11 protein-coding genes and 1 pseudogene are annotated in these 19,423 nt (G+C 46.7%); all 12 read right to left on the reverse strand.

The features are described from left to right. Positions 1–84: 84 nt before the first annotated feature. Complete coding sequence (locus KP806_RS12070) at positions 85–2,391, reverse strand: glycoside hydrolase family 2 protein (protein WP_224723860.1); 2,307 nt, start codon at positions 2,389–2,391, stop codon at positions 85–87. Between the two features lie 34 nt (positions 2,392–2,425). Beyond that, positions 2,426–3,235: an SDR family NAD(P)-dependent oxidoreductase gene (locus tag KP806_RS12075; RefSeq protein WP_224723861.1), complete on the reverse strand. Its 810-nt coding sequence runs from the start codon at positions 3,233–3,235 to the stop codon at positions 2,426–2,428. 15 nt (positions 3,236–3,250) lie between these two features. Beyond that, complete coding sequence (locus tag KP806_RS12080; protein ID WP_397376386.1) at positions 3,251–4,009, reverse strand: SDR family oxidoreductase; 759 nt, start codon at positions 4,007–4,009, stop codon at positions 3,251–3,253. Between the two features lie 192 nt (positions 4,010–4,201). After that, positions 4,202–5,543: pseudogene (locus tag KP806_RS12085) on the reverse strand (glycoside hydrolase family 43 protein). Positions 5,544–5,566: 23 nt separating this feature from the next. Then, entirely contained in the window at positions 5,567–7,906 is a 2,340-nt protein-coding gene (locus KP806_RS12090; protein WP_224723863.1) for a glycoside hydrolase family 2 protein, read from the reverse strand. Positions 7,907–7,985: 79 nt separating this feature from the next. Further along, the gene (locus KP806_RS12095; protein ID WP_224723865.1) at positions 7,986–9,518 is read right to left on the reverse strand and encodes an ABC transporter substrate-binding protein; all 1,533 of its coding nucleotides are present in this window, start codon (positions 9,516–9,518) and stop codon (positions 7,986–7,988) included. Positions 9,519–9,620: 102 nt separating this feature from the next. Continuing rightward, positions 9,621–11,222: a response regulator transcription factor gene (locus KP806_RS12100; RefSeq protein ID WP_224723866.1), complete on the reverse strand. Its 1,602-nt coding sequence runs from the start codon at positions 11,220–11,222 to the stop codon at positions 9,621–9,623. Then, entirely contained in the window at positions 11,219–12,970 is a 1,752-nt protein-coding gene (locus KP806_RS12105) for a sensor histidine kinase (protein ID WP_224723872.1), read from the reverse strand. Before KP806_RS12105 ends, KP806_RS12100 begins: the two co-directional genes overlap by 4 nt. A gap of 119 nt (positions 12,971–13,089) precedes the next feature. Beyond that, positions 13,090–13,974: a carbohydrate ABC transporter permease gene (locus KP806_RS12110; RefSeq protein ID WP_397376387.1), complete on the reverse strand. Its 885-nt coding sequence runs from the start codon at positions 13,972–13,974 to the stop codon at positions 13,090–13,092. A 17-nt stretch (positions 13,975–13,991) separates the two neighbouring features. Next, positions 13,992–14,942, reverse strand: coding sequence for an ABC transporter permease (locus tag KP806_RS12115; RefSeq protein WP_224724031.1), 951 nt, complete (start codon positions 14,940–14,942; stop codon positions 13,992–13,994). Positions 14,943–15,081: 139 nt separating this feature from the next. Continuing rightward, complete coding sequence (locus KP806_RS12120; RefSeq protein ID WP_224723874.1) at positions 15,082–16,368, reverse strand: glycoside hydrolase family 1 protein; 1,287 nt, start codon at positions 16,366–16,368, stop codon at positions 15,082–15,084. Positions 16,369–16,481: 113 nt separating this feature from the next. Continuing rightward, complete coding sequence (locus KP806_RS12125; protein WP_224723876.1) at positions 16,482–19,271, reverse strand: family 78 glycoside hydrolase catalytic domain; 2,790 nt, start codon at positions 19,269–19,271, stop codon at positions 16,482–16,484. Positions 19,272–19,423 lie beyond the last annotated feature (152 nt).

The raw sequence follows: 19,423 nt of genomic DNA on the forward strand, positions 1-19,423 counted from the left end.
TTGATATTTCATCCGGCAGGTCCATTAAGCTCAGTCCGGCCGCATCGGCCGTAATCGTCGCGCTATTGACGAAGCCGGAGCTGCTTAAACTTTATTTATTTTTGTAAGTTCTTTATTGAGTGCGTATAACAGCTTTTCATTGAAGTATTCCGGCGCCATATCCGCCAGCATATCGATCGTAAATCCTTGCGTCATGCCATACGTTGGTTTCTCTCTATAGTCTTCTCCAAAATACTTATTCAGTACGGCCTCCGCTTCAATATTGTCAAAAAGCACTTTGAACGTGCAGCGGGTGGAAAACACATCGTCCGTAATCTGTAATTCCTCTGTCATTTCTCCATCCAAATCAGGCGCTTGAAACCAGTTGTTGACTTCTTCACCCTTGTCGACCACGGGGGCTTCGTAGCTTGAATTAGGCGCTTCCACTTTATTAAATATAGCGATATCAACATATTGCTCGCTATTATGAGCAGCCACTGCACGTATTTCATTCATGCCCTCAGCGAGGGATACGTTTTCGAAGATAAAAATTTTATCATCACTGGTTTTCGATTGACTTTCATTTCCGTTAACGTACAGCGTTACTTCTCTGCAGTTGGAATACACCTTCACATGAATGCTGCTCTCTGCCCGATCCACATAGCGCTTGCTTGTGATATGGACAAATTTCTCCTCCGACCAATGGGCCTTATACATATAGAAGGCATCCTTCTTGATCTTTCTGTCATAGGTGACAAGACCCTTATTATTTCTGCCCTTGACTCCGCCTTCATCTCGGATATTGGCTCCAAAATCAAACATGTTCCATACATAAGAAGCCCACAGGAAAGGCCGTTTCTCGAAAATTTTCCAAACGATTTCATGGTATAGCGCGTGGTATTCTTCCGTGTAGTCTTTTACTTTTGGGTTAGCGCTGTGGTATTGTACAATCCCTTCTACGCCGTATTCGGATATGCATAGCGGCACATCCGGATTTATCGTATGAAACTTCTCAAGCCAGGGCTCGAAATCCTCCGCCTTGCCGTGATACCAGCCATAATACTTATTGTATCCGACCACATCCGTCATGCGGTTGTATTCATCTTCTTCCTTGACGAATAAAACATTTGCCATCGTCGTTAGTCTGGTGGGGTCTTCTTTTTTCGTTAATTCGTTTAATTCTTTAACGAGCTTTCTGACCTCCTGTCGTTCTCCGCCGATTTGAATTTCATTTTGCAGCCCCCAGAAGATGATTGAAGGATGATTGAAATTTTGTTTGATCAATTCGAGCATCTGCTGCTTAGCATTGATCCCTTCCAATTCATTCTGCGACATGACCGAAATGAAGGGGATCTCAGCCCATACCACCATGCCTTCTTTGTCGCACAAATCATAAAAATATTGGCTATGCTGGTAATGGGCCAGTCGAATGGATGATGCTCCGATTTCTTTAATAAATTCCATATCTTCGACTTGCTCTTGTTCTGTAATGGCCCAGCCCCTATCCTTTCTGTCCTGGTGTCTGGATACGCCATGCAAAGGCAAATGCTCGCCGTTTAAGAAGAAGCCCTGTTCGGGATCAACATGGAAGTATCTCACTCCAAAAGGAATCGATACTTCATCAATCGTGTCATTAAAGCTGGTCAAGGAAATGGCGGCACTATACAAATAAGGATTTTTCCTGCCATGCCATAGAGTTGGATTGTCAATGCCACAAGACATCTCTTCTGTTTTGGTTTCTCCAGCTGCCAGTACTATTTCCTTAGCGGCGTAAGTTACAATTCGATGATCGGCATCAAAAATATCCGCCCAAAGTCTAATTTTTTTCTCTTCATTGCTTTCATTAACAAGTCTGGATCTAATGGTCAAACGTGCTTTTTCCTTGAATACCTCTTCCTGAACGATATAGACGCCATTTGAACCATAGTCCATCAAATCGAAATGAACGGGATTCGTAACGATCATATTCACATCGCGGTAAATCCCGCCGTAGAAAGTAAAGTCTGCCTTCTGAGGATAAACGTCATCCACAACCGTATTGTCAACTTTTACCGCCAGTACATTATTAGCTCCATACTTAACGGCATCTGAAATGTCAAACCTGAAGGTGGAGTACCCGCCTTTGTGCTGACCTATATGCCGGCCATTTACGTATACATCCGTAATACTGTTAGAACCGTTGAACTCCATAAACAATTTATTCCCCTCGTAAGAAGGCTCAACCGTAAACACCTTTCTGTACCAGCAAGCGCCTTTGTAATATTCATATCCGTTAGCACCGTCGATCGCGTTCCATGTATGGGGAATATCTACCGTATTCCAATGATCGTCATTATACCCTTCATGTTCTGCTTGTTCTGCATTCTGCCGAATAAATCGCCAAGCCTCATTCATCGCGATAGTTCTTTTCATTTGTTGAGCCACTCTCCCTGTCTGAATTAAAAAATCAATCGACAATTTCCGGATGAGACCATATGGTAGGCGTAATCTTGCCTGCACTAGAGCCGGCATCGATCGTTATAGCCGTACCGCTAATGTAACGTGCCAAATCGGAGGCTAAAAACAGAGCTAAATAACCGACTTCCCCAGGGTCGCCAAGTCTTCCATTCGGAGAAAAGATCTTTGCGTACTCTTTCATTACTTCTTCTGGAGCCTGTCCCCAAACCGACGTCCGAAAGGTCCCCGGACAAATCGCATTCACCGTGATGTTGTATCGCGCATAATCCAGTGCTGCACTCTTGGTTAATCCTACAACGCCATGCTTGGCCGAAGAGTAAATCGCCATAGAGCTGTTCCCTAATACACCTGCTAAAGAAGCAATATTAAGGATAAATCCGCCGGATGATTTGGACTTCAGAATCGCCTCGACGGCAAACTTCATCCCCATGAAGACACCCTTTAAGTCAATGGACAGTAATCTGTCAAACTCAGCAGTTGAATACTCATGCGTCGGTCTGCTTTCAGCGGCGATACCGGCATTATTCACAAGTCCATCTAAACGGCCATACGTTTTGACCGCAAAATCAACAAGACCCGTCATATCTTCTTCTTTGCTTACGTCAGCTCGATAGAATGAAGCTTCCCCGCCTTTAGATCTTATCTCGTCAACAATCTTCATACCCTTTTCCGCTTGGATATCCGAAACAACGACTTTCATACCGTTCTCTGCGTAACACAGCGAAATCGCCTTACCTAAACCGTCGGCTGCGCCGGTTACAATAGCAACTTTGTCTTTTACACTCGAAAAATCCGTCAAGAAAAAACCTCCCTCTTAATAAGCAGTCCAGCCTGCATCTGCCGTAATCGTCGCGCCATTGACGAAACCGGAGTCGTCGGATGCCAGAAACAATGCGACCTTCGCGATATCTTCAGGCTTACCTAAGCCGGGGTTAATGCCCATGCCGATTTGTGCCCTCTCTGCGCCGAACGGATTCAGAGCCGTCATGGTTAAAGCGATATTCGTCGCAACAGCCCCTGGCGCAATGGCGTTGCAGCGTATGCCGAGCTTCGCATATTGGAAGCCGACGTTCTTGGTGAACCCGATGACGGCGTGCTTCGAAGCGGTATAGGCGACGCCGGCCCGGGACCCGAACAAACCGCCGGCTGAAGCGATATTCACAATGACGCCTTGCTTTTTCTCGATGAAGATGGGAAGAACCTTACGCGTCGTCCGCATCGGACCGGTTGTGTTCACGGCGAACACTTTCTCCCAAAGCTCGTCCGTCATGTCCCCCGCCGGTACGAAGTTGTCCATAATTCCCGCATTATTGACCAATATATCCACCGTTCGGAATTCCTGTACCGTAGTATCGATCAACCTTTGAACGTCCTCTTCTATCGCGACATTGGATGCCACCGCGATGGCGCTTCCGCCGCTCGCCTTAATTCCTTCAACCACTTTGCCCGCATTCTCCACATTCAGATCCGAAACAACTACCTTCGCTCCCTCAGCGGCGAAGAGCTCAGCGATCGCTTTGCCCATTCCTGACGCCGCCCCTGTGACAACCGCAACTTTTCCGGAAAGCTTCATCTCACATACCCCCATATTTTGATATCAACGCATCTTTAGTGAGAAAAAGCCGGAATCACCGGCTTTTCTCCTTCCAGATACTCGTGATCTTTAATTATCATATAAGCATTCCAGCACCCCCACTAACACTCTAACGACTTATCCATAACGTTTTAACGACAATCCATTCGAAATTCATCCTTTCCTAGGTGATCATGCATGTGGCTTATATTGGAACCAATCGAAAGAAGCGGGAGCTGTACACGGTTTGCCGTTACCCGTTGCATACAGACCGAAGTACACGCCGGTAAAACCGCCGGCCACTTCGGTGGACAGCAGCGAGCACTCCCCGGCGCCGAAAGACTTCCGTTCTCCGTTCGGAGAAGAGTAAAAGAACGTATACCGGGACGAATCGGCTTCCAAACCGAGAATAATATCTCTGCCTTCATATTCTTCTTTGAGCTCTACTTTCCATAACGACCCGATTCGCCGGCGAAGGATGACGCTCAGGCATCCATTCGTTCCACAGGTTAGTGCAATCTCATAATGGAACCTCTCGTTCATATACACGGTCAGCCCGGCCTCATCCCCAACCTGAGTCGGGGCGAAGGACATGAATGTCGTCACGCTGCAGCGAAAATGCTGCTGTCTCCGTCCGACGAACGCCGGAGAACCGGTATCATTCAAGCTTACAGCCGATCCGTGAAGCGTTAGCCAGCCCGGACGCTCCTCCAACGACCAGTCCTCATCCCGCGGATTTCGCAAGAAGTTCCATTCGGGCTGAAGACGGTTCGAGTCAAAATCATCCGTGTCTGACAAAGGTGATTCATCGGGTTCGAGCGGAAGCGATCCGGCATCCATCTTCAACGTCACCTTGCCGCCATCCCCGATGACGGGCCAGCCATCCGGAGACCACGTGACCGGAGCCAAAAACGTCTCGCGTCCCAAATGGTGGTGTCGCCCGCCGAAGGGAACGGACACCGGACGAATGCCCAGAAAGACCGCCCACCAGCTTTCATCCTCCAATTGAACGAAATCCGCATGCCCCGTCGCCTGGATCGGACTATCAGAACTCCGATGCGTTAGGATCGGATTGTCCGGGTTGCTCTCGAACGGTCCGTATGGCGAGTCGCTGCGCGCGACCGTAACCATGTGACCGTATTCGGTCCCTCCCTCCGCAATCATCAAGTAATACTTTCCGTTGACTCGATAAAGGTGTGGGCCTTCCGCCGATTTGCCCCCCGTGCCTTGCCAGATCAGGCGTCGTTCGGAGACGAGCTTTCCGGTTTCCAAATCAATCTCCGCTTGATAAATCCCCTTCTGCTCGTCACCAAAAAATCCGCCTGTTCCTGTAATATAGACGCGGCCGTCCTCGTCGAAAAATAAAGACGGATCAATACTCGGCCAATCCAGCCAAACGGGCTCGGACCAACGGCACGCCCGGAAAATATTCAAAGGAACTCGTGACGAGATAAAAATCCGAACCTGCTCTACAGATGCTCGGATCGGGATGAAAGCCCGGAATGACCGGGTTGGAATATTGACCATGTGACATACAGCCGTCCCCCTCTCATAAAACTAAAGATAACTTCCTTCCGATAAAGCTTGTGTCCTTTTAATTTTTGTAAGCTCCTTATTCATCCGATAAAACAGTTTCTGTTTACGGGGATCCTGAGAGAAGGAAGTCAGTGATTCCAAATTCATGGATAGAACCATTTCATTCATTGAGCCATCCATTCTTTTGAACAATTTATCTAGATACTTCTCGGCAATAGCTTTTGCTTCTTCATTCGCCAATAGCTCACGAAGAACAACCTTTGTTGAAAATACATCATCCGTGATTTCGATGTCCTCAATAATGACGTTGTCCAAATCCGGGACGGAAAACCAGTTGGAGACAGCCTCTCCCTTCCCTTTATCTGGGGCCTCGTAGCTCGGGTTTGGTTCTTTTACCCGATTGAAGCGGGCGACATCGACGTGTGTTACTCCATCCTGCTTCGAGACAGCCTTGATTTCGTTCAAGCCGTCTTTTAAAGGAACAGCCTCGAAAACGAAAATACCGTTATCGCTTGTTTTTGTGGCGATTTCAATCCCGTTGGAGTGGAGCGCTATCGCTTCACAGTTCGAATAAACCTTAACATTGATCTCGCTATCCGGACGGTCCACAAATCGCTTGCTTGTAATATGGACAAATCTCTCATCCGACCAGTTGGCTTTATATAGATAGAAAGCATCTTTTTTAATTTTACGGTCGTAAGTGATTAACCCTTTATTATTTCGACCCTTAACTCCTCCTTCATCCCGTCTGCTTGAACCGAAATCAAACATGCACCATACATACGTTGACCATAAGTAAGGACGTTTTGAGAAAATTTCCCAAACCTTCTCGTGACATAGCGCATGATATTCCTCCGTGTAATCTCTAACCAGCGGATCATTGCTGTGATATTGAATAATGCCTTCCGCACCGTATTCCGAGATGCCAAGGCACACGTTCGGATTAAGCTCGTGAAAACCGTCCAGCCAAGGAGCAAAATCCTCGCATTTGCCGTTGTACCAGCCGAAGTATCGATTGTAACCGACCGTATCCGTAATGAAGTTATATTCATCATCATCTTTAACGATATAGACATTGGCCATTGTGGATAACCGGGTAGGGTCTTCTTTTTTGGTCAATTCGTTTAATTCCTTGACAACTTTTCTTACTTCCGGCCGTTCTCCGCCAATTTGAATTTCATTTTGAATGCCCCAGAAGAGAATGGACGGATGATTAAAATTTTGGCGGATTAATTCGATCATTTGCTGCTTGGCATTTATCCCCTCCAATTCCGTTCTTGACATCATCGAAATAAACGGAATTTCCGCCCAAACGACCATCCCCTCGCGGTCGCAGAGATCATAGAAAAATGGATCATGCTGGTAGTGCGCCAATCGAATCGAGGTGGTCCCCATTTCTTTGATCAATTCCATATCTTCTTCTTGTTCTTTCTTCGTGATCGCCCAGCCCATATCTTGACGATCCTGATGCCTGGAAACGCCGCGTAAAGGATAATGCTCCCCATTCAGAAAGAAACCTTTGTCCGGATCCACATAAAAATGACGCACCCCGAAAGGAAAGGAGACTTCATCAATCGTATCGTTGAAGCTTGTAAGAAATACCTTTGCTTCGTAGCAATAAGGGTTTTTACGTCCATTCCATAAGATTGGATTTTCGATAACAGCCGGCACTTCGACTTCTTTCGTTTCACCGGCAGCCAATAACACTTCCTTTGCCGTATAAGCCACACATTCCCCTTCGGCATTCAGAAGATCAACCCACAATCTCACTTTTCTCTCTTCGCCGCTTTCATTTGCAATCCTTGATTTGACCGTTAGCCGGGCTTGTTCTGCCGTAACCTTTTCTTGCACGAGATAGATTCCCTGAGAACCGTAATCCAGCAGATCAAAGTGAACAGGCTCCACGATAACCAAATTCACATCACGATAAATTCCGCCGTAAAAGGTAAAATCGGCAGCCTGCGGATAAACGTCCTCGAATACGCTATTATCAACCTTAACGGCTAACGTATTTTTTTGACCGAACTCAATCGCATCCGTTATATCAAACCGGAAGATGGAGTAACCGCCTCTGTGCTGACCGAAATGCCGGCCATTCACATAAACATCCGTAACGCTGTTCGAGCCGTTAAATTCGATGAATATTTGATTCCGTCGTTCCCGAGAGCCGATTGCAAACTCTTTACGGTACCAGCAAGCTCCTTTGTAGTAGTCCCCGCCGGATGTACCGTCTATCGCATTCCACGTGTGCGGCAGATGAACGGCTTCCCAATGTTCGTCCCAGAAGACTTTACTCATGGCATTGCCTTCATCTTGTTTAACAAATCTCCAGTCCATGTTCAGATTAACGACTTTTCTCATGCTTGCATTCCCTCCGGTTCTTCAAATGTTTTCATGAAAAAACCAGGTCCAATGAGATAGAACCCGGTTTTCATCTTCCTTACTTTTGGTTTGCAGCCGCCCAGGCTTCAAGCTGTTTTTGCTTTTCCGCAATCACTTTATCGATACCCGCTGCTTTCAATTTCGCTCTGAACTCAGGCAGCTTCTCGGCCGGATCGAGGGTCCCTGTCTCCAAGCCTTTCTGATACTGATCCGTTACATTCTTTAGAGCAGTCATCTCGTTCTTGACCGGCTCCGAATTGAAAGAGAAGCCGAGCGCTTTCGATTTGATCGCTTTTTGATTTGCTTCTGCAGTCAATTTCCACATCTCCTGCAAGTCCGATTTCATCAGATAAGCGATGGAAGGATTGGCATAAATCCAGCTTTGAATGGAGTATCCAACCGTCTTCGAATCAATGCCGGCCGGATAATCGATCGAATTGTCCGTCGCCTTCACATAGTGTTTCCCCTCAATGCCGTAGATGAATAAATTGGCGAGTTCCTTATCCGTGTACATCAGATTAAGGAACATCATGACTCGTTCCGGATTTTCGGAATTCGTGGAGATGGTCCATAATCCCCCGAGCGCATCGGATGTAGTGGCATATATATTAGGCATTAACGGTGCAAAAACAAGCTCCGTTCCTGCCGCCCGGCTTTCCGATTCCAAGTTGCCCGGTTTAATGGAAGTTAAGTAAGAAAATGACTTGCCCGCTTTCAACAGATCCGATCCGTTTATTTGACTCGTAGCGGCATCCTTGTTAAAGTATCCCGCTTTCCCCCAGCTGCGCATCTTGTTCAGAAAGTCTTCATACTCTTTGGTCTCAAACAGGTTTACGACCTTAAGATCATTGTCAAATCCCGGCAAAACTCCATAGCGGTCACCCAGTTTATCAAACCAAACATACTTATCTGACGGGAGGGTTAACCCGGACCCCAACGGAACGATAGCGGGCTCATTCTCTTTTATCGTCTGAAACACGCGATCCAGGTCATCGATACTCTTGATGGAAGATACATCAATATTGTGTTTATCCACCAGATCTTTTCTCATTAGAATACCTGGAACCCCGGTCGTATAATCCTTGTAAACCGGTACCCCATAGATTTTCCCGTCAATCTCGGCACTCCCTAGATATTCGGGAGCAATCTGCTGTTTGATGCCCTCTCCGTATTGGTCTAATAGGTTGTCAAGCTCTTTCAATGTTCCTGATGCGACTGAGGAGCTATATCCCATCCCGAATTCGAAGGACAGATCCAGCTTCTCGCGGCCGGATGTCATCAAATTTTTCTGCTGCCCCCAAGCCCCGATGCTGATCGGAAGGAGCTTCACCGTAGCGTTGATTTTTGCTTTCGAGATTTCACTGATTTCATCTTGTACCGCTTGAATATCCTTGGGAACGGCTCCGAATACAGGTATGGCTATTGCGATTTCATACGGATCTTTTGTTGCGCTGTCCGGACTTGCGCTGGAAGCCGGAGCTGTCGGAGAAGCATTGCCTCCTTCCTTATTGGATGACGCACAGCCGGTAATCACCCCCGCTAACATGACTGTAACAAGCGATAATGCAGCCAGTTTCGATTTGCTTTTCATCGAATTCCCCCTATGAAATGTATTTCTTTCACACCTTCATCATATCGTTCTGTAAGCGGACCGACTAACACTCTGACGACTTCATAATAGCGTTTTCACGACCTAAGAGCCGCCGAATTGATTCCTATACTCCATTGGCCCGATCCCCGCATGTTTTTTAAACAGTTTGGTAAAATACGAAAAATTCGTGTAACCGAGCGTCGATGCAATGGAGCTTACAGGGAGCTCGGTTTGAGACAATAACTCCTTCGCAACCTTGATTTTTTCCAATACTAAATAATCCGATAAGGCATAACCCGTTTCTTTTTTGAAAATTCTCGACAGATAGTCCGGATTCAAAAATACCTGGTCGGCAATCGTTTCGCGGGTAATATCCTGATCGATATGAAGGGAAATGTAAGTTTTGACGGTTTGGACGATCTTATCTATTTCTTTAACCGCTTCCGCATGGTTCATGGCTTTACTTACGGAATGACGAACCCATGCCAGCATATCCGTTACGGAACGAACAGCGGTCTCCGAAATGTGCCTTGACTGTTCATCTCCGAATAATTGATTGGCTTCAATCCCTCTCAAGTTGAGAAAGGAAAACACGACTTGCGTAAAATTCTGATTAAATTGATGCAAAATCTCGGCATCCATCCCTTGATTATGAATCAGACTGTTTACTATCGTTTCAACCTCATGAACAACAGCGTCTTTTGTGCCTGTCTTCATAAGAGACCCGACTACCCCCAATGCCGGCAGCTTCGCAGGCTGCAAAGAGAATTCGTTACCTTGGTCAAAAATGACTTGATTGACAGAGACGACATTGTTGCGGTCTCTCCTCCTTAATGCCGCGACCATATCCGCCATCTCATGGGCTTCCACGAACTGTCCGAAATAACAAGAAAGATCACAGTAAAAATATTCGTTACAAGAAGCGATAAATTGTTGGCAAGCTTTTACCAGATGATCAAGCTCCCAACTTGTTCCGCGGTTCGCAGCCAATATGATTAACAGCATTCCCCGATCTAATTGAAAGCATATTCCGTTCGACCGGTCGCCAATCAGAATTTCTTCGGCCGTATTTTTAAGGGCGTATTCAAGGATCTTCTCATCTCTTCGGTTTAATCCCTTTTTCCATCTTTGGATTGAAATAAGAACAGGAAGAAAGATCGAATCTTCGGTTATCGGAATATGATGGTGTCTAACTTGTTCTCGGATCGCCGCCGGTTGACTAGGTATGGAATGGTTAATCAGATCCACCCAGAACCGTTCGATAATAAAAGTGTGATGCTTGAGCCATAACTGATGGGATTTGCTGTTTCTATTCATTTCACTGTTTCTGTCAATGGCGGCTTGTGCCTTTCGGATGGCGTTTTCCAGATCCATTGCGCGAACAGGCTTAAGCAAATAATCGAGGCTCCCTAACTGGAGCGCTTCCTTAGCATATTTAAAATCGGCATGACTGGTAAAAAAGATTGTGGCCGTTTGCGGTGAATGCTCTCGTACCCATGACAGCAAGTCAAAGCCGCTGCCTTGCGGCATTTCGATATCGCACAACAGAATATCGATTTTTTCCTGTTCAAACCAATCTTTGGCTTGTCTGATATTGATCGCTGTAAATAATTTCGTGATCCCTAATTTATTCAAATCCAGATCGGACTTTACGCCCTCAATGGCAAGAACTTCGTCATCTACAATCAGAAGAGAATAATTCATCTGGTTTCCTCCATTCCCGGATTTGTCGGAATAATCATCTCGATAACTGCGCCGCCGGTTTCTTTGTCATTATCGTATCGAATTGAAACGGCTTCACCGTACAGCAGCCGTAAGCGCCGCTCCACATTCCAAATGCCGATGTGCTCGCCCTTCTCGTTCTGGACACTTCTGCCTGCCTGCAGCTCTTCAAGTACCTGGCAGCTAAAACCAGGGCCTGTATCTCTAATGCTTATACTCATTCTGGAGCCGCTCTCTTCAATCAAAAACTCGATGTGAACGAAGATGGTAAGCGTCTCATCCAGCGAGATGGCATGCTTGATCGAATTCTCTACGAATGATTGGATGACAAGCGGCGGAATAGGAACGTCGAGCAAGTAATCCGGTGCATAGATCGTCCACTTCAGTTTGTCGCGAAACCGGATGCTCTGGATTCTCAAATAATTCCGGGTATGTTCAAGCTCGTCCTTCACCGGTACGAAAGAGGTATTGCTTCGGAACATATAACGGAAATATTCGATTAACGACATCGACGTATCCAGTATCAATTCATAGTTTTTAATTTTGGCCAAATTATAAATAATATTAAGCGTATTCAAGAAAAAGTGAGGATTGACTTGCAGCTGCAGCCGCTGCAATTCCTCCTTTTGCTTATTCAGCTGTTCTTCGTAGACGTTAATGCGCAGCCGTTCGACCTCCGTCATCATGGCATTAAACGCCCCGCCGATCAGCTGAAATTCTCCCGATGTATGACTTAGCTCTACCCTGCTGCTCCAATCTCCCTCGCGCACTTTCTTCATCGTGCGAAGCAGCCGGTAGATAGGAACCAGAATGGATTGCCTCATCGAATAAAGCCCCGCCGGAATAAAGAGAACCGCGGCGATTGTGATGATCCAAATAAGGGATTTAAGGTACGGAAGCTTGGCCAAAATATAATGGTCGGGTATCAATGCAACTAGGCTGAAGGCTCCTCCGCTTGACGGAGAACCGACAACAAGAAAGCTCTTTTTGTCTCCTGAGATGTCGTATTCATTTAGATTCTTTCGCAAATCAATCCCATATTCGGTTACAAGATTGGTATTCGAAATGGGTTCCCCTTCCCTATTGGCTAACAACACCTCTCCCCCTTCTCCGATCTGAAGAGTTTCGAGAGGCTTTAATAATTGGTCGGTTTTAATCCAGGCCCCAAGGTAGATATCTCCCGCATGCACAATATCGACAAGGTAATCAACCTGATCAATTTTCATATAACTCCATATATCCGAAGAAATCCCCTTTGGAAAATGATTGGAATGAATAAAATCAATCATATGCTGTTCAATCCTGTCATTTTCTTTCGCAGAAGGATAATCTTTAGAAACGTGTAAAAAATCTTGCCTGTTCTCCGTATACACAAAAAAAGAGCCGATCGAATCGTACAAAGTAATATCCCGGCTTAATTTGTTGAATAAATAAATTTTGGCGCTGTAGTAATCTCCGTCCGTTGCCGCTTGACTAAGCGACAACAAATCATAACCTGAAGCTACCGAGCTCATGTATGAATCGATGTCGTCGAGACTGGAATCGGTCTGGTTCATGTAAAGCTTTAACATGTTCTTGTAGGAATCGGCAACCTGGCCGCGAACGACATGAATCGCATAGTTGTTGTTATAGATGAGCATCCCTGCAAGCGGCAGTGTCATTAGGAGTACACTGAATATAATCTTGAATCGTATGGAGGATTGCCGCCAGTGCCAAACTTGAGTGTTCATGCGTTCCAGGCTCCTTTAGGTTTTCGTTTACATCTATCATACTCTTATAAAAAGCATCAACGCCACAACGAATTGAAGTCAGTTGTGGCGTCAAATATACAGGAGCAATGATTCGCTCCTTATCCTTTTACAGCACCGATCATAATGCCTTTGACGAAGTATTTCTGGAAGAACGGGTACGCCACCAGGATAGGCAAAACTCCGATTACCGCGATAGCCATTTTTACTGCATCGGTAGGCATTTGCTGCATGGCGTCGCCCGAATTGTCACTCATATTCGTTGTAATAAACTGAATATCCTGCATGATTCGATTAAGCAAATTCTGAATGCTGAAGAGCTGCGGCTCGGTTATATAGATCATCCCGAGCTGCCAATCGTTCCAGTACATAATACACTCAAACAAGCCGATCGTCGCCAAAATAGGCGTAGAAAGCGGAAGCACAATCGTCCAGAAAGTTCTATACTCCCCGGCCCCATCGATTTGTGCAGATTCGATCAATGCGCCCGGAATAGAAGTTTGGAAGAATGTCCTCATCATCATGACGTAAAATCCGTTCATCAGGAGTCCTGGAATTATTAATGCCCAGATTGTATTTTTTAAGTCAAAGATCTGTGTGTAAACCAAGTAAGAAGGCACTAAACCTCCATGAAACAACATCGTAAAAAAGACCACAAACATAATCAGATTACGGTGCGGGGTGACCGATCTCGATAACGGGTAGGCAAGCAGCGCTGTTATTGCCACTCCCGCCGCTGTACCGACCACCGTAACAAAAACCGTTACTCCATAAGCACGAACGATATCTGTCCCTCTTTCATATAAATATTCATACGCCGCCGTACTGAACGTGTGCGGAATGAAAGAATAGCCCTGAGCGACGATGGCGTCTTGATCGGTTAGCGATGCCGAAATAAGAAGTACAAACGGAATAATACATACCAAGGCAAATATGAACATCATGATATGGCTGAATATGGTCAAGCCTCTGCTTTCATTTTTCAAACGGATTCCCTCCTTATCTAGAACAATGCATTATCTTTGCTGGCTTTTCTGACCACATAGTTCGCAATGATAACAAGCAAGAAGCCGACAATCGATTGATAAACGCCTGCCGCAGTCGACATGCCGATATCGCCGCTTCCCATCAGCCCCCTAAATACATAAGTATCGATTGTGGCCGTTGTGTTAAATAATGCTCCTGAATTCATTGGAACTTGATAGAACAAACCGAAATCGGAGTAAAAAATTCGTCCGATGCTTAGCAGCGTAAGCATCGTAATGACCGGCGTCAAAATCGGCAGCGTAATGTGCAGAATCTGCTTAACCCGGCTTGCGCCGTCAAGCCTCGCCGCTTCATAATATTCTTCATCAATACCGAGCAGTGCCGCAAAGAATATAATGCTGGAATAACCGACACCTTTCCAAAAATGAACGATAGTCAGAATCCAAGGCCAATACTTTTCTTCGCTATACCATGAGATTCCATCCTCTACTCCAAACCAAGGTAGTACGGTACGGTTCATAAACCCTGTGTCTGGGCTAAGAAGCGCATACACCAGGTAACTGACGATGACCATGGAAATCAAGTGCGGTAACGTGATTACGCTCTGATAAAATTTAAGCAGCAATTTATTTTTAATCTCGTTCAGCAAGATCGCGCATATAAAAGCCAATGCCGTGCCGAGTACGATAAATAAAAGATTATAAAGTATCGTATTACGCGTGATTATAAAAGCATCGGACGTCTTGAAAAGATATTCGAAGTTTTCAAACCCAATCCACTCGCTGCCAAGCAAACCTTTCGTGAAATTAATTTTCTTGAAAGCGATCACGATTCCTAGCATAGGGAGATAGTTATTAATAAGCATGTAAACTAACCCGGGTACCATCATGATCAAAAGGGGCGAATATTTGCGGTACCTGTTTTCTTTTTTCTTGTACGTAATACCGGGCAGCGCTTCAGCCGCCATTACGGCTTTTTCCATGTGTAAGAATCCCCTTCCTAACCCGTCTTCGTTAAAATATAAGAATTAATAAGTTTCACATTTATAATTAAGCTTATATTTCACCGCGAAACGAGCTGTTGCCGCCAAGGACGGCGACAGCCGTTTACGCTTGTTCGATAGCATTCCTTTTCGCAATGTTCCCTAAATGCAGCCCACTAGGCTTTATCGTTCGTTCTTGCGTGGCACGATTTACTTCAATGAGGCCGAAACGTTTGGCAAACCCAAGCTGCCATTCAAAATTATCCATCAGCGACCAGTGCATGTAACCCAGAACCTGAATTCCCTCAGAAATACAATCATGTACACCCTTAAGTGCCCGATCAATGAAGACAACCCGGCGGGTATCGTCATCAGTTGCGATTCCATTCTCCGAGATCATAATCGGAATCTCCAGATGCTTCGCCACATAACGGACGACAGCACCGAGCGCCTCCGGATAAAATTCATTCCCCATCTGTGTGATCTCCGCACCATCAGGGATGGGGAGAATGCCATCAGGCCCATATAAAACCCGTGTATAATTTTGCAGCCCGAAAAAGTCGTCGTCTTTCAGGTAAGGGATAAATTGGAGGAACTCCTCTTGCAAAGCGTGAGCTGCCTGCTCTTCGCCGCCAGGACGGCTTTGAATGTCATAAAGCGACAGAGATAACCCGATTCGGGTTTGCGGACGGATAAGCCGGATTGCCGCTTTCGCTTCCATGTGGGCTTGAAAAATGATCTCCAACCCTTTTTCCGAACGCGGAGCAAGGAACGAGTGAACCTCGGTATGCGGCACGCCAAAGGCTTTGCCCAGCTCCTCAAAGTACTTTTGCATTTGAGCCATTCGATCCATATTCATGCCGACCTGGGCACCTTGAGCTCCTGATTGCAGTTCGTGACGTTTCATAATCTTCTTGATCCCGATGGAAATATTCGCTTCGTTGATCGTGCATACATACGGAATCAAGTCGCCTAGTTCATTCATGACATGAGCACAGTAGCGGGCAAATCGGGCTGGTGTTTCGGCAGCCTCCCAGCCTCCCTGCTTAATGAGCCATTGAGGCGAGCTGAAGTGATGGAGGGTCACGATCGGCGTAATACTCCATTCTTTGCACGCGAGAAGAACATCTCTGTAATGCCCGAGCTCAGCCGGATCAAATCGCCCCTCCTCCGGCTCGATTCGCGCCCACTCGAACGAGAACCGGTACGCATTAAAACCCATTTCTGCCATTCGTGCAATATCTTCTCTAAATAGGCGATAGTGGTCTACGGCGCTGCCGGAAGGCTCCTTGAACACCGAGCCCTCCAGGTTTTCCATCAGCCAAAAATCGGAATTCGTATTATTGCCTTCAACCTGATGCGCTGCAGTCGATGCTCCCCATAAAAAGTTATCCGGAAATTGATGTGTCATATACTCTCATCCTTTACTTCGGTTATTTGTCTCAACCCCATTGTATAGTGAGGCATCGGGGGTAACTAACAATATGGCGACTCGTCACTAACGTTTTGACGACTTTTGAAAATTTACATTGTAAAGGTATAATTGCCGCTTCCCGCCGTGAATACAATACGCCCATCCTCATATCGCGCGTCCGGGAAATCACCTTTCACTTTATCCAGATCGTCCGGCTTGCCCGGAAGCATGATCGTCGCCATTGTATTCACCGGCACTTCGAAACGATAGGTGATCTCTCGATCCGTCTTCTCCCAGCTGGATCGAATGGTTCCATAGAGGGATTCAAATGCAGCGGATGCATGAGTCAGCGTCCCTCCATGCATGGGCCTCAGTATAAAGTGTTTGTAGCCCGGGTTTTCCCAAACCGGTCGTATTCCGGCAATGCCCGCGAAGAGAAAATCGCACACGGCTCCGTACGCATAATGATTTAATGATCCCGACAATTCTCCGTCTGGTTTTACGCCTCTCCAGCTCTCCCATATGGTTGTCGCTCCCTTGCTGACGGCATACAGCCATGACGGACAAGTATCCTGCTCCAACAGCCGGAAAGCGATGTCATCATGTCCGGATTCCGCCAACACATCGAGAATGAACGGCGTCGAAAGGAAACCCGTGTTCAAGTGGTAGTCTTGCTCTGCAACCATCTGTGCGAGTCTGTCTGCGACAATCTGTTTTTTATCTTCATTCGCTAATTCAAAAGCAAGCGCTCGGACATTCGGCGCCTGTCTGCCTTCCACAATCTGTCCGTCCTCTTGAATAAAATACTGATTATATACCCGTTTAATTTTCTCATACAGCGCTCGGTACTTGGCTTCCTCCTCGCTCTTCCCGATAACAGCTGCCATCTCAACCAATAGACGGGTGGAATAGGCGAAATAAGCGGTCGCGACATCCGGGTGCGAGCCTTTGGATTTGCTCATCACAGCGACCAGATCGCCAAATTCTGTGTCGGCTTCCAGCCATTCTCCCCAGTGGAATTTCGTATCCCAAATATAGTCGGCGTCAAGCTCCCCGTCGGTATAGTTTGAATAAGCCGGTGAATCTTTCAATTGCTCATTCGGAGTCTTCGCACATGCGGCCATGTAGTCTACCCATGCCTTCGCCGAATCGAACTGCTTCTCGACAATCGTCTTGTCTCCATAACAAAGATACATGGTCCATGGAATGATAACGGCCGCATCCCCCCAACCCGATGATCCGTCCAGCATGCTCGCCGTTCCGGGTTTAGGTCTGCGTAATGCTACCATCGGATTGGTATTACGCTTAGAAAATCGTTCCCACTCCTTCATGCTGTGATGCCCAATAACGGTAGGTACCGTGCTTCCGACAGAACCGTCGGGAAATTGCTCAGCCGCTACGTCTGCCATCCATTTTTCAAAAAAAGGATATACATTCATGAAATCGGACGCCGTCCGGCAATACAATTGGGCGTCCCCGGTCCACCCCGCCCGCTCGCGGGTCGGGCAATCGGTAGGCACCTCCATAAAGTTGTCCTTCTGGCTCCATTTGGAGTTAGAGACCAGCTTGTTGATTAACGGATTCGAACAGGTGAAATCGCCCGTCTCCTCTAAATCGGAATACACGGCCACTGCCGTAAAGTTCTCAGGTTTAGCTTCTCCCGGATAATTCCTTACCAGAACATAGCGGAAGCCAAAAATGGAGAAGCGCGGACGGTAGCTCTCCGGCCCACGGCCTGCCAAAATGTAGCGAACCTCCTGGAAATCCTCAACAGCTCCGTGCTCTGCAAGGTTTTGCAAAGTAAAATTACCGTCTTTATCCAGCGCTTCCCCGTGGACTAAAACAACTTCCGTTCCGGCATCTCCCTGCACCTTCATTTCTACCCAGCCCGCGATATTTTGTCCGAAGTCAAGCACCGTTTCGCCATTTGGAGTTCGCAGCACGTTCGGCGTGAACCTTTCTTTCTGCCTTACCGGCACACTGCGGGTAGCGATTAAGCTGACCAGACCATCTTCCGAAACTTCTACTTGCTCCCATGAAGAATCGTCATAATCAGGCAGGTTCCAGCCCTCTATGTCTATTCTGGCATCGTAGACATCTCCTGCTTTCATGTCCGATTTCAGCAAAGGTCCATGGGACGTCTTAAAGGAGTCGTCACTGCCGATAATCTCGCGGCTTCCGTCTTCGTACTCCAACATTAATTGCCCCAGAAAGGCCGCTTTATATCCAAAATTGTTCTTCAAATTTGCGCCGCCGGTAGCTCCTCTCCACCAGCCGTCTCCGAGAATAACGCCCAGCGCATTGGAGCCTTCCCGAAGAAAAGGCGTTACATCGTATACTTGATATTGGAGTCGTTTATAGTAAGAGGTAAACCCCGGTGTGAACAGGTGGTCCGTACCCTCCACACCGTTCAAATAAAAGCTGTACAACCCCTTTGCTGTAAAATAAGCCCGTGCCGAGACGAGTCCTTTCCTTACGTTAAATTGTTTCCGGATATACGGAGCCGGTTTGTAAGCATCAATGTCAACTTCCTTCTCCGGTTCGATCCAGCGGGCCTTCCAATCCGCAGGGTGTAACAGTCCCATTTCGAATAAAGCAGACTGGCTGTACGGGGATTCCTCCCCCTGATTGCTCCAAACCTTTACACGCCAATAAACGCGCTCACCTGATTTCAATTCCGGACCTGCATACAAAATGCCTTGCGACTGGCTTGTCTCTATCTTGCCAGAGTCCCATAGTACACTAGTGAAGCTTTCGGTTGCCGACGCTTGCACTTGATAGGCGTTTTGCATGACGTTCGTGCCGTCGCACCGAAGCTTCCAGCCAAGACGCGGCGCTTTCGAGTCCAGACCTAATGGGTTTTCCAGGTATTCCGTTCGTAATAAAACTGCTTCCAGCATATAGAGATCCTCCTTGATTTAAATTAGTGATTTCATTCAGCTCCAACAAAAAAGAATGCTTCCATCCAATCGTAAACAAATCCGTGAAAGCCGACTAACGTTTTGGCGACTATTGTTTGGTACTTTGCTGACTTATCTCTAATCTTTCACAA

This window comes from Paenibacillus vietnamensis, assembly GCF_020169515.1.
GTDB classification, from domain to species: domain Bacteria; phylum Bacillota; class Bacilli; order Paenibacillales; family Paenibacillaceae; genus Pristimantibacillus; species Pristimantibacillus vietnamensis.

What these genes read in the sequence shown, in the direction of transcription:
- KP806_RS12100 (WP_224723866.1), bottom strand. Translation starts at nt 11,222, where the DNA reads ATGAATTATTCTCTTCTGATTGTAGATGACGAAGTTCTTGCCATTGAG.
- KP806_RS12070 (WP_224723860.1), bottom strand. Translation starts at nt 2,391, where the DNA reads ATGAAAAGAACTATCGCGATGAATGAGGCTTGGCGATTTATTCGGCAG.
- KP806_RS12125 (WP_224723876.1), bottom strand. Translation starts at nt 19,271, where the DNA reads ATGCTGGAAGCAGTTTTATTACGAACGGAATACCTGGAAAACCCATTA.
- KP806_RS12080 (WP_397376386.1), bottom strand. Translation starts at nt 4,009, where the DNA reads ATGAAGCTTTCCGGAAAAGTTGCGGTTGTCACAGGGGCGGCGTCAGGA.
- KP806_RS12105 (WP_224723872.1), bottom strand. Translation starts at nt 12,970, where the DNA reads ATGAACACTCAAGTTTGGCACTGGCGGCAATCCTCCATACGATTCAAG.
- KP806_RS12115 (WP_224724031.1), bottom strand. Translation starts at nt 14,942, where the DNA reads ATGGCGGCTGAAGCGCTGCCCGGTATTACGTACAAGAAAAAAGAAAAC.
- KP806_RS12090 (WP_224723863.1), bottom strand. Translation starts at nt 7,906, where the DNA reads ATGAGAAAAGTCGTTAATCTGAACATGGACTGGAGATTTGTTAAACAA.
- KP806_RS12095 (WP_224723865.1), bottom strand. Translation starts at nt 9,518, where the DNA reads ATGAAAAGCAAATCGAAACTGGCTGCATTATCGCTTGTTACAGTCATG.
- KP806_RS12120 (WP_224723874.1), bottom strand. Translation starts at nt 16,368, where the DNA reads ATGACACATCAATTTCCGGATAACTTTTTATGGGGAGCATCGACTGCA.